This window comes from Corynebacterium sp. 1103A (assembly GCF_055700955.1).
On the sequence record NZ_JASTTF010000016.1, the window covers coordinates 52,598 to 67,930 of the forward strand.

At 66.4% G+C, this 15,333-nt stretch carries 13 protein-coding genes; 11 read left to right on the forward strand and 2 right to left on the reverse strand.

What is annotated here, in order from left to right; all coding sequences use genetic code 11:
* The 5 genes from QQS52_RS10525 to QQS52_RS10545 all read left to right on the forward strand — a co-directional run bounded on the left by QQS52_RS10525 (position 1) and on the right by QQS52_RS10545 (position 5,476).
* Entirely contained in the window at positions 1–3,174 is a 3,174-nt protein-coding gene (locus QQS52_RS10525) for a bifunctional [glutamine synthetase] adenylyltransferase/[glutamine synthetase]-adenylyl-L-tyrosine phosphorylase (protein ID WP_472773814.1), read from the forward strand.
* Positions 3,175–3,384: 210 nt separating this feature from the next.
* A complete protein-coding gene (locus QQS52_RS10530; RefSeq protein WP_472773815.1) occupies positions 3,385–3,708 on the forward strand; it encodes a hypothetical protein in 324 nt (107 codons plus the stop codon).
* Positions 3,709–3,782: 74 nt separating this feature from the next.
* Complete coding sequence (locus QQS52_RS10535; RefSeq protein WP_472773816.1) at positions 3,783–4,304, forward strand: hypothetical protein; 522 nt, start codon at positions 3,783–3,785, stop codon at positions 4,302–4,304.
* 128 nt (positions 4,305–4,432) lie between these two features.
* Complete coding sequence (locus tag QQS52_RS10540; protein ID WP_472773817.1) at positions 4,433–4,702, forward strand: hypothetical protein; 270 nt, start codon at positions 4,433–4,435, stop codon at positions 4,700–4,702.
* Positions 4,703–4,720: 18 nt separating this feature from the next.
* Entirely contained in the window at positions 4,721–5,476 is a 756-nt protein-coding gene (locus QQS52_RS10545) for an AAA family ATPase (protein ID WP_472773818.1), read from the forward strand.
* A gap of 48 nt (positions 5,477–5,524) precedes the next feature.
* Here the strand turns inward: QQS52_RS10545 and QQS52_RS10550 are convergent, their stop codons facing one another.
* Complete coding sequence (locus QQS52_RS10550) at positions 5,525–6,856, reverse strand: MFS transporter (protein ID WP_472773819.1); 1,332 nt, start codon at positions 6,854–6,856, stop codon at positions 5,525–5,527.
* 130 nt (positions 6,857–6,986) lie between these two features.
* Here QQS52_RS10550 and thrC point away from each other — a divergent pair, with 130 nt between their 5' ends.
* Genes thrC through QQS52_RS10570 form a run of 4 tightly spaced genes read left to right on the forward strand, consistent with a single transcriptional unit; the run spans position 6,987 to position 10,017 of the window.
* Entirely contained in the window at positions 6,987–8,429 is a 1,443-nt protein-coding gene (thrC, locus tag QQS52_RS10555) for a threonine synthase (RefSeq protein ID WP_472773820.1), read from the forward strand.
* Positions 8,430–8,431: 2 nt separating this feature from the next.
* Positions 8,432–8,566 carry a hypothetical protein gene (locus tag QQS52_RS10560; protein WP_256381260.1) on the forward strand — a complete coding sequence of 45 codons (135 nt, stop codon included), beginning with the start codon at positions 8,432–8,434 and terminating at the stop codon, positions 8,564–8,566.
* Entirely contained in the window at positions 8,547–9,458 is a 912-nt protein-coding gene (locus QQS52_RS10565; protein ID WP_472773821.1) for a trypsin-like serine protease, read from the forward strand. The genes QQS52_RS10560 and QQS52_RS10565 overlap by 20 nt, the downstream gene beginning before the upstream one ends.
* Positions 9,459–9,486: 28 nt before the next feature.
* Positions 9,487–10,017: an NUDIX hydrolase gene (locus QQS52_RS10570; protein ID WP_472773822.1), complete on the forward strand. Its 531-nt coding sequence runs from the start codon at positions 9,487–9,489 to the stop codon at positions 10,015–10,017.
* On the opposite strand, the gene QQS52_RS10575 is transcribed toward QQS52_RS10570, so the two are convergent.
* Positions 10,004–10,378, reverse strand: a complete 375-nt coding sequence (locus tag QQS52_RS10575; protein WP_472773823.1) for a hypothetical protein — start codon at positions 10,376–10,378, stop codon at positions 10,004–10,006. The two genes, QQS52_RS10570 and QQS52_RS10575, sit on opposite strands and share 14 nt — an antisense overlap.
* A 95-nt stretch (positions 10,379–10,473) precedes the next feature.
* Between QQS52_RS10575 and QQS52_RS10580 the strand changes: the two genes are divergently transcribed.
* Positions 10,474–13,758, forward strand: coding sequence for an exonuclease domain-containing protein (locus QQS52_RS10580; RefSeq protein ID WP_472773824.1), 3,285 nt, complete (start codon positions 10,474–10,476; stop codon positions 13,756–13,758).
* A gap of 302 nt (positions 13,759–14,060) precedes the next feature.
* A complete protein-coding gene (locus tag QQS52_RS10585) occupies positions 14,061–15,068 on the forward strand; it encodes an ATP-binding cassette domain-containing protein (RefSeq protein WP_472773825.1) in 1,008 nt (335 codons plus the stop codon).
* Positions 15,069–15,333 lie beyond the last annotated feature (265 nt).

Below are 15,333 nucleotides of genomic sequence, written 5' to 3' on the forward strand. Positions count from 1 at the left end.
GTGCGCGCGACGGTACCTTCCCCGGCCACCCTGGGGCTGACGCGGGCGAACGCGGCAGCCGACCTGGAGTGGTTGGGCTGGAGCAACGCCGAATCGACCGAGCTGCTCTGGTGCCTGGCCGCGGCCGGGGACCCGGATCTGGCGCTGAACACGGTGATGCGCCTTTATCAGGGCCTGGATGATTCCGGTCGTGAGCTGGACCAGCAGATGCGCGCGAACGAGGCGCTGCGGGTCCGGCTGCTGGCGCTGCTGGGGGCATCGACGGCGCTGGGGGATCACCTGGCCGCCGAGCCGGAGCTGTGGCGCCAGCTGGCCGAGCCCTTGCCGGAGCCGGAGGAGATGCTCGCGCAGCTTTTGGGCGCGGTCGATGCCCGCCCCGCGCAGTTTGTGGCCGAACTCGACCGGCCGGACACGGCGAGTGTGCAGCTAACCTCCCCGGGCAGCTACGTGGCGGGAACGACGGGGCAGGACGCCGCGCGGGCGCTGAAGTCGACGTACCGGACGCTGATGATGCGCGTGGCCAGCCACGACCTAGCGGGCACGTTCTATTCGCGCAAGGGGCAATCCCGCCCGCAGCCGCGCATCGAATACTCCACGGTCACCCAGCTGACCACGGCGCTGGCGGACGCGGGGCTGACCGCGGCGCTGGCGGTGGCCACGGCAACGGTCTACGGCGAGGAGCCGCTGGATAGCCAGCTGGCCGTCATCGCGATGGGCAAGTGCGGGGCCGGGGAGCTTAATTACATCTCCGACGTCGACGTCATCTTCGTGGCCGAGCCCTTGAGCGAGGACGGCGACGCCAAGCTGAGCAAGGCCACGAGGGTGGCCTCGAAGTTCATCCAGATCGGCACCAAGTGCTTTTTCGAGGTGGACGCGAACCTCCGCCCGGAGGGCAAGTCCGGGGCCCTGGTGCGCACGCTGGACTCGCACGTGAAGTACTACCAGCGCTGGGCGCACACCTGGGAGTTCCAGGCGCTGCTCAAGGCCCGCCCGCAGACCGGCTACCTGCCGCTGGGCCAGGACTACCTGGAGCGCATCGGGCCGATGGTCTGGTCGGCGTCCCAGCGCGAGTCCTTCGTGGAAGACGTGCAGGCCATGCGCCGGCGCGTGCTCGACAACGTGCCCGAGGATCTGCGCGCCCGGGAGCTGAAGCTGGGCTCGGGCGGCCTGCGGGACGTGGAGTTCGCCATCCAGCTGCTGCAGCTGGTCCACGGCCGCTCCGACGAGAGCCTGCGCGTGCTGTCTACCGTCGATTCCCTGGCCGCCCTGGTCAGCGCCGGGTACGTGGGCCGCGAGGATGGCAACCAGCTCATCGAGGCCTATGAATTCCTGCGGCTGCTCGAGCACCGCCTGCAGCTGGAGCGTTTCCGCCGCACCCACACCATGCCGCCCAACGATGACGCGGACGCGTGGAAGTGGCTGGCCAAGATCTCGGGTTTCACGCCCACGGGCCAGCGTTCCGCCGCCCAGATGATGGCGGCGACGCTGCGCACCATCCGCCACCGGATTTCGCAGCTGCACTCGCGCCTGTTCTACCGCCCGCTGCTGAACTCGGTGGTCTCCATGAGTTCCGCGGAGCTCAAGCTCTCGCCCGAGGCCGCGAAGCTGCAACTGGCCGCCCTGGGGTACAACTACCCGGATCGCGCCTTCGAGCACCTGACCTCGCTGGCGGCGGGCAGCTCCCGCAAGGCCAAGATCCAGGCGATCTTGCTGCCGACGCTGATGGAGTGGCTGTCTGCCACCGCCGATCCGGACATGGGCCTGCTCAACTACCGCAAGCTGTCGGAGGCGGCCTTCGACCGCACCTGGTTTTTGCGGATGCTGCGGGACGAGGGCATCGTCGGCCAGCGGCTGATGAAGATCCTGGGTACCTCGCCGTACACCGCGGACCTCATCATCGCCGCGCCGGATACCGTCAAGCTGCTCTCCGACGGCGCCGCCGGGCCGAAGCTCATGGACGCCCAGCCGGAGCAGGCCTTCAAGGCCCTGGTCAACTCCACTAAGCGGCACGCCGACCCGGACAAGGCGGTGGCTGTGGCGCGTTCCCTGCGCCGGGTGGAGCTGGCGCGCATTGCCGCCGCGGATCTGCTGGGCTTCATGCCGGTCGAGCAGGTCTGTCGGGACCTGTCCCTGGTCTGGGACGCGGTGTTGGAAGCCGCTCTGCGCGCCGAGATCCGCGCCTGGCTGCGCGCTCAGGAAGAAGCAGTGGCCGACACCCCCGAAGACCCCGACGGCACGGAAGGTACTGACGCTGCCGACGGGGCAACGGCCACGCAGCCGGTGCGCCCGCCGGCGCGGATCGCCGTTATCGGCATGGGCCGGCTGGGCGGTATGGAGCTGGGCTTCGGCTCGGACGCGGACGTGATGATAGTGGCCGAACCCGCGCCGGGCGTGGACGAGACCGCCGCCATCAAGTGGGCGATCGGGATCGTGGACAAGATGCGCCGCCGGCTGTCCAAGCCCTCGGGTGATCCGCCCCTGGAGGTAGACCTGGGACTGCGCCCGGAGGGCCGATCCGGGGCGGTGGTGCGCACCATCGCCTCCTACGAGCGCTACTACGACCAGTGGGGCGAGCCCTGGGAGATGCAGGCGCTGCTGCGCGCGGCCTTCGTGGCCGGCGACAAGGACGTAGGGGAGAGGTTCCTGGAGGTCATCGACCGCTTCCGGTACCCCAGCGAGGGAGTGAGTCAGGCCACCATCCGCGCCATCCGGCGGATGAAGGCGCGCGTGGACAACGAGCGCCTGCCGCGCGGGGCGGACCGCAACACCCACACCAAGTTGGGCCGCGGCGCGCTGACCGACATCGAGTGGACAGTCCAGCTGCTGACCATGATGCACGCGCACGAATTCACCCAGCTGCACGACCCCTCGACGCTGCGGGGACTCGACGCGCTGGAGCAGTGCGAGGTGCTTGATGCCGAGCAGGTCTCTAGCCTGCGGGAGGCGTGGCTGATGGCTACCGATGCCCGCAACGCCCTTGTCCTGGTCCGCGGCAAGCGCGTGGACCAGCTCCCGCAGCCGGGCCCGCAGCTGGCCCAGGTGGCCGGTGCGGCCGGCTGGGCGCCGGAGGGCAACCAGGAATTTCTGGAGGCCTACTTGAAGCTGACCCGGCACGCCCGGCGGGTGGTCGACGAGGTTTTCTGGGGCGAGGCTGAATCCTTCGAGCACGACTAACAGGCGGCACCAATGCCCCTAGGGGGTCGCCCGGATTTCGCCCTGATTTTGCTGGCAAAGTCGGCTTTTGCCTAGGCAAGCCGCGTTCGTCTTCCTAGACTAGGGTGTGCCGTCCACGGTGGCTGGCCCAGCACGTGGCCCCACCGCGGACGCGGCAGCACAGCGACTTAGCCCCACAAACAGCGGACCAGGAGAAGAGGAGAAAACACCATGGCGCTGCAGATTTCTTTAGAACTTTCGGCGGCGACGTTTCGCGATCTGAGCGGGTTTATGGAGTCGGCGCGCGCGGCCGGCGCGGGCGCGGACACGGAGCTGAAGGTAGAAGACGACACGCTCGTCATCACCATCGAGGGCCCGGCTGGGCACAACCGTCCTGACGCGCCCCACCAGGTGGTCGACGAGGACGGCCGCGGCGTCGACGAGTGCAAGCCCAGATTCGGCCCGGTGGGCGAGCAGGCCATCCGCAGCGTGATCGATATCTTGAGCGGCCGGCAGGAACCGCCGCGCCGCGGTGATAGCTTCGGGCGCTTCTAGGCGCTAGAATTCCCGAGAGTTCAGTACTAGTATTTGTTCATTCGGTTTTCTATTAGTTCAGGCAAGGGGCCAGCATGGCAGGCACAGAACCCACCGCGCCCTCTCAGCGCACCCGGGCAGAGGAGCCGGCCGGGGCCGCGCGGGCGGTCAGCGGGCAGGCGGACGCCCATCGTCAGCAGTGGGTCGTCACTGGCGCCGTGGTTGTCCTGGCTCTGATTTTCGCCCTAGTGGCGGCCTGGTTCATGTGGCCGCTGAACACCACGCACCAGGGGCGCACGGTCGGCGACGCCGCCTCGCAGGTCACCGGACCGGAGACCACCGCGTCCGAGGACGACGACGAGGAACCGCGCCCGGGCTACCGCTTGGTCGAGCTAGCCGAAGCCCTGGGCATCCCGGAGGCCGCCATGCCCAAGCAGGCCTTCGAGGCAGGCGATAGCCGGGAGCAGTCCCGGGAGGAGCTCGAGGCGGTTATGGACACCGCCGTCAGCGAGGGCCGCCTGAACGAGGACGAGGCCCAAGCGGTGCTCAAGGCCTTCGATGAGGGACTTATCGAGGGCCAGTCCGGCCCGCTGGTGGCCAGCAACGACGACCAGTAGCGCGGGCTGCATCCGGCCCTGCGGGCCAGGGCCGGGCAACCGGCAGCGAGATAGCAGGAAGCCGCCACCGCCTACACAGATGCGACGCTTATTCTTTCCCCTAGAAGATAACGGAAAGGTAACGTTTTATGTCCTGTTCTTACACTGTCCGCAGGCGCTGGCAGACGCTCGGCATGTTGGCAATCGCGCTGGGAGTACCCATCTTGGGCGGCGTGGCCATGGCGGCCACGGTCAACGACTTCGTGGTGGCCGGGGCCGGAAACGTCGAAACGTACCTGCCTTTTACCAGTAGGGTAGAGCTGCACCCAGCCAGCGCGCTGCCCCTTGGCGGCGCCGAAACTGGGCTGGCTGAACGGATGGCAAACGCGCTGCCTGCCCGGCTGCGCGGACTCTATTAGGGAAGGTCGTGGCTCGAGATGCTGACAACGGTAGCGTTCCGGACTTTCGAGCAGCGCCGGCACCGGCCCGGGAGCGCCTATGTGTGGCAGCTGCCGATAACCCGCTACCTGCTGGAGTTCGGCAAAATCGATTTTCGCAGCCCGGTGACGTTCTTCGCCGGCGAAAACGGCGCCGGCAAGTCGACCTTGCTGGAGGCCATCGCCCTGAGTGCCGGTTTCAGCGGGCGGGGCGGCCCGCTCCAGCCCGAAGAGGTGAAGGGGACCAACACGGAGTCGGAGCTGTCCCACTGGCTGACCCTGCGCTTCGATGAGACGCTCCTGCGCGGGTACTACCTGCGCAACGAGACCCACTTCGACCTGCTGCGCGACGAGGCCACGCGGGCCGCCGGGCGTAACAACCTCGCCCGGGGCGTGGACCTGATGAAACGCTCCCACGGCGAATCCGTCTTCGACGTCCTCGGCGAATACGTCGACGGCCGCGGGCTTTACCTCATGGACGAGCCGGAGGCGGGCTTGTCGGTTATCCGCCAGATGGCCCTGCTCGCAGAAATCGACCAGGCCGTCGAGCGCGGCGCCCAGTTCCTCATCGCCACGCACTCGCCCATCCTGTTGGGCACACCCGGGGCGGAGATTTTCCAGTTCGACGACTTCGGCGTGCAGGACGTGGCCTACCGCGACACCGACGCGTATCGGGCCACCCAGGAATTCATTGAGGCCCCGGAAGCGGTCGCGGAGTTTCTGACCCGCCCGGAGATAGGCGAAGAGGCCAACTGACCAGACTCGCCGCGCGGCTTAGACCGCGCGGCCTGCCGCCGGAAGCGGTTATTCCGGCAGGCGGGTAATGCGGATGCGCGGGCCGGGTTCTTCTTCGCCGCGGCGCAGCCAGCGGGTGACCAGAATGCCAATAACGCCGACTGACCACACCGCCAGGATGGCCCACGCGGCGTAGCGGAAGTCGCCCCACTCGTAGGCCGCGCCCTGGGAATGGGAATCCAGCAGGAAGGCGAAGGACTGCGCGCCCAGCATGCCGGCGATGAATCCGCCCATGTTGCCCAGGCCGGTGGCGGTGGCCACCACGTCGCGGCCCAGGTGCTCGCGGACCAGGTCGAAGCCGTAGTTCGCGGACGGGCAGCACAGGGCGATGATGAAGGCGAAGCCTAAGGCGGCGGCCAAACCGCGCGGTTCCGAAGCGGAAAAGAACCACGCCCAGAACAGCACGTGCAGCGTGGAAAAGCCGACGGCGATCAGGTCGCGGGCATTGCCCGTGCGCGCGGAGACCTTGCCGTGCAGCGGGCCGATGAGCACGAGGAAGACGGAGTTAATAGTGAGGACCAGGCCGGCGGAGGCCTCCGACAGGCCCATGCCCAGCGTCATCAGCGGCACGCCCCACATCATCACCACGACGATCTGAAAGAACAGGTTGGAGTAGTGGATAAAAAACGCTTGCCAGGCCACCGGGGAGGTCACCACGGATTTCAGGCGCTGGGGGATGGACAGCGCCTGGGAGTTGGGCTGGACCTCGACGACCTGTTCCTCGTAGACGCCGGCCTTTTCCGGGGAATCGGCCACCGCGACGGCCGCGGCCAGCGCGATGATAATGCCCACCGCGCCCAGGTTGACGAACGCCGCCGTCCAGCCTGTGGCGCCCAGTAACCAGAGGAAGGGGACCGCGGAGGTGAACTGACCCAGCTGGCCCATGGAGCCGGTGACCTGAGTGAGCATTGGCGTGCGGTGCAGCGGGAACCAGTAGGGCAGGATGCGCATGACCGACAGGAACGCGGTCGCATCCCCGCCGCCGATCAGCACGCGGGCGCCGATGGCCACCCAGTAGTGGGTGGTAAAGCCCAAAATGACTTGGCCAATACCCATCACCACCGCGCCGACGACCAGCATGTTGCGGGGCCCGAAGCGGTCGATGGCAATGCCGGTGGGGATCTGGGCCAGGGCGTAGACGCCGACCTGTACGGAGGTAAACACCGCGATCCGGGAGGCGTCGACCCCGAAACGCTCGATGGCGTCGACGCCGGCCACGCCGAAGGAGGTGCGCCCGGTAATCGCCACGATGTAGACCAGCACCGCGGCCACCCAGACATACAGCGCCTTGATGGTGATGACTTCCCGCGGGTTGGGGCGGTGATTCTCAGGAGTCGACATGGCCGCTTAGTTTACTACCGCACGAGTTTTTGTCGACTGGGCACCGGCGCGGAAGCCGCAGCTGTGGGTGCGCCCAAAGCGGGGGATAAAAAGGGGGCCGAGCACACTGTTAACCGCTAGACTTAGCCGCGTGGATTATATTTCGACGCGTGATGTGGACCAGGTTCCGGCCAAATTTACCGACATTCTGCTAGGCGGGCTCGCCCCGGATGGCGGTTTGTACCTCCCGGAGCATTACCCGCAGCTGGATGATGAGCTGCTGAGCAGCTGGCGCGCCCTGGCCGATAAGGAAGGCTACGCCGCGGTCGCCGCCGAGGTGCTGAAGCTTTATATCGACGATATCGACCCGGCAGACCTGGAGCAGATCGCCGCACGCGCTTATACCTACCCGAAGTTCGCTTCCGAGGAGATCGTGCCGGTAACCGAGCTGGGCGACGGTCTTTTCATCGGCCACCTGTCGGAGGGGCCGACGGCCGCGTTTAAGGACATGGCCATGCAGCTGCTCGGCGAGCTCTTCGAGTTCGAGTTGGCGCGCCGGGAAGAGACGCTGAACATCCTGGGCGCGACCTCCGGCGACACCGGATCCTCGGCGGAATACGCCATGCGCGGCCGCCCCGGCATCCGGGTATTCATGCTGACCCCGGCCGGCCGCATGACCCCGTTCCAGCAGGCGCAGATGTTCGGGTTGGACGACCCCAATATCTTCAACATCGCGCTGGACGGCGTCTTCGACGACTGCCAGGACGTGGTCAAGGCCGTCGCCGCGGACGCGCAGTTCAAACGCGACTACCGGATCGGTGCGGTCAACTCCATCAACTGGGCGCGGCTTCTGGCCCAGGTGGTCTACTACGTCTCCTGCTGGCTGAGGGTGACCGACAACAACCAGCAGAAGGTCTCTTTCTCCGTGCCGACGGGTAACTTCGGCGACATCTGCGCCGGCCACATCGCCCGCCAGATGGGCCTGCCCATCGACACCCTGGTGGTGGCCACCAACGAGAACGACGTGCTGGACGAGTTCTTCCGCACGGGCAATTACCGCCCCCGCCCGGCCGCGGAGACCTTCAAGACCTCCTCGCCGTCGATGGATATCTCCCGCGCTTCCAACTTCGAGCGCTTCGTCTTCGACCTGACGGGCCGTAACGCCGCCCAGGTGGCCGACTGGTTCGGCACCAAGGTCAAGGAGGGTGGGTTCGCCGTGCCCCCGGAGCTACTAGAGGACGCCCAGGACAAGTTCGGCTTCACCTCCGCCAGCTCCACGCACGCGGACCGGCTGGCCACCATCGCGGACGTAGATAAGCGCTACGGGGTGCTCATCGACCCGCACACCGCCGACGGCGTCAAGGCCGCCCGCGCGGCCCAGACAGCCGGCGTGGAGACCCCGATCGTCTGCCTGGAGACGGCCCTGCCGGTCAAGTTCGCCGACACCATCCGGGAGGCCACCGGCCGGGAGCCGGAGGTGCCGGAGCGTTTTGCCGGTATCCTAGATGCCGAACGTACCGTGGCGGACCTGCCGAACGACGCCGCCGCGGTCAAGGATTACATCACGCGCTCGATTGACACCACGGAGGTCTAACCATGGCACAGGAACAGTTCGCTGGGCCCGAGTACCACACTGAATTCGATCCGGAGAAGTTCCTGCGCGACCTGCGCGCCCAGGCCGCCGAGGAAGAGGATGAGACCACCCCGGACGATGGCGCATCGCGAAGCTAGCCGCGTGGCCCTCGCGGCCGCCGCGGTCGTGGGGCTTAGCAGCGCGTGCAGCCTGCCCGCGGTAGACCCGCTGGAGGAGAGCAGCCAGCGCACCGCCCCCGCCACGGATCTGGGCGCGGCGGCGGAGCAGACGGACATCCCGCCGCGCGAGGACGAGATCCTGACCCCGCAGTTCGCACCCGTGCCGCCGGGCGCGGCCATCCACCTGTCCGCGCAGACGCCGCAGCCGGGGGAGTACTTCAGCTACCAGCTGTGCACCGTCGCTTACTCCTTCAACCTGCCCGACGGCCGGAGCATTGCCGTGACGGCATCGCACTGCGGCAAGGTCGGCGACCAGGTCTGGGCGGCGGACGAGTACGGCGAGTTTTCCTACCCCGCGGAGCCGGTGGGCCAGGTGGTCTACTCGGATTTCTACGCCGCGGATACCCACCACCTGGACGTGGCGTTTATCGAGCTCAACGAGGTGGGAACCTCCGGGAAGATTCCTTTCCACAGCGCGGAGTCTTTGGAGACCAATGTCGCCACGCAGCTGGCGCAGCTTCCCGAACATGCCTGCAAGCTGGGCGGATCCACCCATAAGACCTGCGGGGAGGTCACCCACCTGCCGGAGCTGAGCAAGCTCAATGCCGACGGCGAGCAGCTCGAATCCGAGTCCGCGCGCGCCCGCATGTGTGCGCGCACGGGCGACTCGGGCGGGCCCGTCTACTCCGAGCGGGATGGCCGGCCCGTCATCATCGGCTTGGTCTCCGGCACTACCGAACGCATGGATGGGGGAACCACCTGCGAGGACTACCCGGACATGGAGGTCTCCTTCACCCCGGCGGTGGAGGTCCAGCGGTTAGCCGACGGCCTGTGGGGCGAGGTTGCCCGCGCCGACGCCGCCACCCCTTAAGGTCGCTGCGTGCCGTAGGCTAGGGGGTATGGCAACCCCGGATTTCATTGTGTCCCTGCGTGAAAAGATCGGCCACGACCAGCTCTTCCTGCCCGCCGTGACCGCCGTCATCGTGCGCGGCGTCCCGAAGGGCGCCCCGCTGTGGGAGGTGCCCACGGTGTTGCTGGCCCGCCGTGCCGACAATGATAAATGGGCCCCGGTGGCCGGCATCGCTGAGCCGGGCGAGGAAATCAGCACTACCGCCATCCGGGAGGTCGCCGAGGAAGTCGGGCTGGAGGCCCGCGTCGTGGCCCTCCTGGGGGTTGGCCAGGTCGGCCCCGTGGAATACGGTAACGGGGACAGGTGCTTGTTCATGGACACCACCCTGCGGTTGAGCGTGGCTGACGATGCTGTCCCGCATCTCGCCGACGACGAAAACACCGAGGTTGGCTGGTTTTCCGTGGCGCAGCTGCCGCAGTCGCTCAACGCCCGTCACCGCATGGTGATCGCGGACGCCGTAGCGCAGATGAAGCACCCCGCCGGCTTCCGCCCCCGGATCGGCTACGCTAAGCGCAACTAGGCGGGCCGATTAGCCCCTGCAGCTGCTCGGGGCTGTCGGCGAAGGCGAAGCTATCGATGCCGTTGTCGACCTCGTCGCGGCCGTGAATGTGCCCGCAGACGATGATCTCGGCGACCCCGCGCGCCGGGGTCACCAGCAGCCGGCCCCGGCTAGCCAGCGCGTAGAACAGGCCCGCATGCTCAGCACCCCATCGCCAAGCCGTCGCGTAGACGTCGCGGGCGCCATCGCCCAGCCAGGACGTCTCCAACACCAGCCCCGGGCGGGTCTGGTAAATCCCGTCGCGCTTCAGCGAGCCTAACACCTGCCGCACCGCCGCCACGTCGGCGGTGTCCAGGGCGACGAAGGTTAGGGGGTTGAACATGGAAATGAACCTAGCACGACCGTGGATACTAAAGTTGTGGCTTTGGCGTCAATCAAGGCCGGCCGTTGGATATACGAATTATAGGTGGTGCGAACATGGCAGTGTCTTTACCGGGATACGCGGTCGTTGACTTTGAGACAACCGGCTTCGGGGCGACCGACCGGATCATTGAAATCGGGACCGTGCTCTTGGACCATAACTTCCGCGTCGAGGGCGCCTTTGAGACCCTCGTCCAGCCCGACCGGGACGTCCCCAATAGCTTCGTCCACCAGCTGTCCGCCTCCGATCTGGTGGCGGCGCCGCGGTTCGCGGACATCGCGAGCCGGTTCGCCGCGGCGCTGAGCGGCCGCGTGCTGGTGGCCCATAACGCGCCTTTCGAGGTTCGCTTCTTGGGCTACGAGTTCGGGCGCCTGGGGATCCCGCTGGCAGTAAGTAAATCCAGCGTCGTGGACACCCAGGTCCTGAGCCACCAGGCACTCGGTAAGCGCAAGCTGGCCGAGGCGCTGGACGCGGTGGGCATTTCCAACCGCCGGGCGCACTCGGCCCTAGCGGACGCGGAGGCGACCGCCGCCTTGTTGCGGTGCTTGGTCCGCGATTACGGCGTTCCTGTTCCCGCGGGCGCGGGGTTGGCCATCGCTGCACCCGGTCAGGTCGGCGCAGCTCAACCGGCGGCGTTGCTTAGGCGCAACGATGCCGCGAAGGCCGCCGAGGAGCCCCAGGCCTGGTTGGCGCGCCTGGCCCAGCTGCTGCCGCCGGCCGGCGGTGCGGAGGGGCAGACCTACCGCGGACACCTGGCCGCGGCACTGGCCGACAAGAAGCTGTCGACCTCGGAGCTCAAAACCCTGGAGGCCTCCGCCCTGGAGTCGGGCCTGGGCCTGCAGGACGTGCTCGATATCCACGAGGACTTCCTGCGCCAGCTGGCCGTTGAGGCCTGGCTGGACGGCGTGGTCACGCCGGCCGAGCAGCGGGTGCTTAGCTCACTCGCCGCGCAGCTGGGCCTGCCGGACGAGCTCGTGGGCGAATTGGTCGCCCGCCCCGTGACTGGGGAAGCCACCGTGGGTGTCCACCTTGCCCCGGGAGACCGGGTGACCTTTACCGGCGCGCTGGATCTACCCCGCGAGACCTGGGAGTCGCGCGCCCGGGCCGCCGGCCTGGACGTCGGCGGGGTGACCAAGCGCTCGGTGCTCGTGGTCTCGGCCAACCCGGACTCAATGAGCGGCAAGGCGAAGAAGGCGCGCAGCCTGGGCGTTCCCATCGTCGACGAGAAGACCTTCGGACAACTGCTCAAGGCCCTGGGGGCTGTCCCCGTGGCGGTTCCCGCCCCAGAGGCGGATGAGGCGGCGGCGCCGGCGGCATCGCCTAGCTCAGCCGCGCCCGCCGCAGAGGATCCCACGGAGCCGGCAGCAACGCCGGGCGGGGCGACGAATGCGCTCTTCCCCTGGTTCGGGGACCAGCTGGACTACCTGGGCAGCCAGGCCGAGGCGATTACCGCCGCCATCGCCCGCGGGTGGGTGCGCTCCCATGCCAGCACCCCGCTGGTGGAGCTGTCGCCGGTACTGGCGATGAATACCCCGCTGGAGTTCAACAACTCCTCGGTGCGCAAGGCCTCGGCGTTGTGGCAGCGCCGTTTCCCGGTCATGCTGGAGGCCACTGTGCACGACCTGGGCGATCTGCCCGGCGTCGGCAAGGTCAAGCTCCACCAGCTCGTCGAGACCGTCGTGCTCGCCGCCCTCGATGCCCTCGATGGCCCGGAAGCCCCCACCGCCCCCGCGGCGGAAAGCGAGGCCACAGGCGGGGCGGAGGTGGCCCCCAGCGTCTACGCCGACGAGGACGCCGTCGCCACAAACGGACTCGCGGAGCGTGCGTTGGGCTGGCTGGGCTTGGACGGCGCGCTGGAGCTGCCCGCCGCGGTCTACCCAGACTACGATCATGCCCGCAGCCTGCAGCGTCTGTGGGACGACTGCATGGAGGACATCGCTGCCGCGTGCGGCGCGGACGAACGAAAACTGACCATCGTGCGTGAGCGCTGGGTTGGCGGAGCCACGCTCGATGAGGTGGGCCAGGCCCTGGGCCTGACCCGCGAGCGCGTGCGCCAGATCGAAAAAACGCTGCGGGAGGCCGTCGATAGTGAATGCGAGCTGGCACGCGCCACCGCGCATCGCCTGGCCGAAAACATCGGGACAGCCCGGGACGCAGCCGAGCTCGACAAGCAGTGGCCGGGGTTCCGGGATAGTCGCACGAGACTAGGCGGCAGCCCCGAGGAGGTGCTGCGCGCCGTCTTCGGCCTGTGGGAAACGGACGGCCAGTTGCTGGCGCGGCCCGGGTTCCTGGAGGAATTCCCCGCGCTGGTGGAGGCCGCGGCCGACGGCTACGGGCTGATAAACCTGCCCGAGTTCCGCCGCGATCACGGAATCCCGGAGGAAGCCTGGACTGGGTTGGCCAGACTGTTGCGCACGGCGCTTCAGGTGGGCGACTACCTTCTGGTGTCCAATTCACAGGGCGGCCGGTCCTGCGCCATGCTGTTGCTGCACGGCGAACCCATGACGGCGGAAGAAATCGCTGAGATCACCGGCGACGACGTGCGCGGCGTGCGCAACCAGCTGGCCGTCGATCCGAGGGCCCACCGCGTGGGCAATGGCTCCTACGGGCTCACCAAGTGGGGCCTGGACGAATACCGCAGCTTGGCCGACTGGATCGCTCAGCGGGTCGAGGAGCGCGGCGAGGTGACACTCGAGGAGCTGTTCGCCGAAGCAGGCCGCCTCAATGTCAGCGAAAACTCCATTCGCGCCTATGCCGACAGCGGCGACCTTGAGACCGTCGACGGGGTGGTGCGCAAGACCGAGCGGGCGCCCGAGCTACTGGATGCGGACATCCAGGAATCGCGCGGGCTGGCCCACTTCGACGGCGCGTGGCACCTGCTGCTGGAGGTGACCAGCGACCACCTGCGCGGCTCTGGGTTCGGCGTCCCGGCCGGCATCGCCGCGGAATTCGACGTGCCCGTAGGAGGTGAGCAGCAGTGGCCTAGCCACCTGGGCGAGGTCAGTCTGCGCGTAAACCGCCTGCGGCAGGCGTCCCTGTCGACCATCCGGCGTTTCCTCGAGGAGCTGGGCGCCGAGCCCGGGCAGCGCGTGTGGTTGCGGCTTGGCGACGGCTTCGAGGTAACCCCGGCCGAGCCGCGCCGGGCAGGCCTGGAGGGCCTCGACGAGGTGCTCAACGCGATGGGGCTGGCGCCTGTCGGCGGCGGGCACCAGGACAAGATGGCCGTCATCAACTCCGCCCTGGGGTGCCGCCCGGACGCGCCGGTGCGGCGTTCCGTGGCCATTTTCGGTCACCGGCGCCAGGACGAACTGGCGGATCTCATCCGCACCAGCCGGCCCTAAACGGCCCGGGCCAGTACATCGGACTATTGGCGGGCGTCATGTTGCCTGCCGTGCTCGTTATGGTGCCTCTAGACTACTTCTTCCTCTTCGTTGGCTTCCGAAAGAAAGGACCTTCAGCCGAGTCTCAAGAGCACTAATCAGTGTCAAGGTGATGGCAGACCGGCAGCGCGTATTGTAAAGTGGGGCAGAAACTATTTCCTACGGAAGCTATGCCAGTGAAGATTTAAGCCTTTTCCGCAATTGCTGAGGTCACAGCTTGTGCCCTCAGCTGGACTATCGGCTTGTAGAAAGGGCATCTTCCTGTGCGATTTTCTGATTCACAATCTTCAATTTCTTTTCAAGACTTGGGGCTGACTTGGTCCAACGGGACCCCTTGTTTTTCTCATGTTACGGGCCATCTTGGCCGCGGCGTGACCGGCTTAATCGGAACCAACGGATCGGGCAAAACGAGCCTCTTGCGTGTACTCAACGGTAACCTCAAAGCTTCCACGGGCAACTTTCAAGTCCCCGACTCAGTAGCGTACTTGCCGCAAAAACTGGACATAGCTGATTCGAAAACGATCGCGGAAATGTTCGGGATAAGGGACTTAATCGATGCACTGAGTGCGTTGGAATCCGGAGCTTATGACGAAGCTCTGTTCGAGCGCGTCGGGGATGATTGGGATGTGCCTGAGCAGATCCTAGCGGAGCTTTCCCGCTATGGTTTGAGTTATTTATTGGATTCGGACGCTGGGGAAGAGACGTCGACACTGGAGTTTTTTCGACGACCGGTTACTTCTTTGTCTGGGGGCGAAACAATGCAGATTGCTCTGTGCGCTGTATTGCTTGCTGACCCCGACTATCTCTTGTTGGATGAGCCTACGAACAATTTAGACACGGGCGCACGTAAACGACTCATGGCTATGCTTCAAACCGCCAATGTTTCCGCATTGGTTGCGAGTCATGACCGGCAACTCCTCCATTCCGTCGATCGAATAGCAGAGCTCTACGACGGGCAGTTGCGAGTTTTTGAGGGAAACTACGAGGCGTATCAAGAGGTTATTCGGCAGGAGCAAGAGCATGCTGCTCACGACCTCAAGGATGCGCGTCAAGAAGAGCGGCGACAGGTACGGGAGCAACAGGCTTTACAGACCCGCCTTGCCCGGGACGCCCGCCGTGGCCGGCAGTTCTCGAAGAGTAAACGGAAACCTGGAATGGCGCTGGGAAATGACAAAATCGTCACGAAAAGAAGTCTGCGAAGCGAAAAGCAGGGCAGAAGCAGGCGCTGGAACGTTCGAGGCGAAACGTACAAAAGGCGCAGTTGCACCTGAGAGAGGAAGAAAAGGTCTATATTGACCTCGAGGATACTGCCCTAGCTTATAGGACGAAAGTATTGCAACTCAGTCTAAACGATCCAGCGTTGGCTACTGAGACCTGCCCGGCCATGGTGACGATCATGGGGCCGGAGAAGCTGCGCATCGCAGGTGCTAATGGAGCTGGTAAGACTACTCTTCTCCGGGGTCAAGTCCGAGAAAGTGGTGTATCTGTCCTTCCTGAATCAGTGGGCTAGAGCTGTGCTGGTGTCAGGGACCGGCA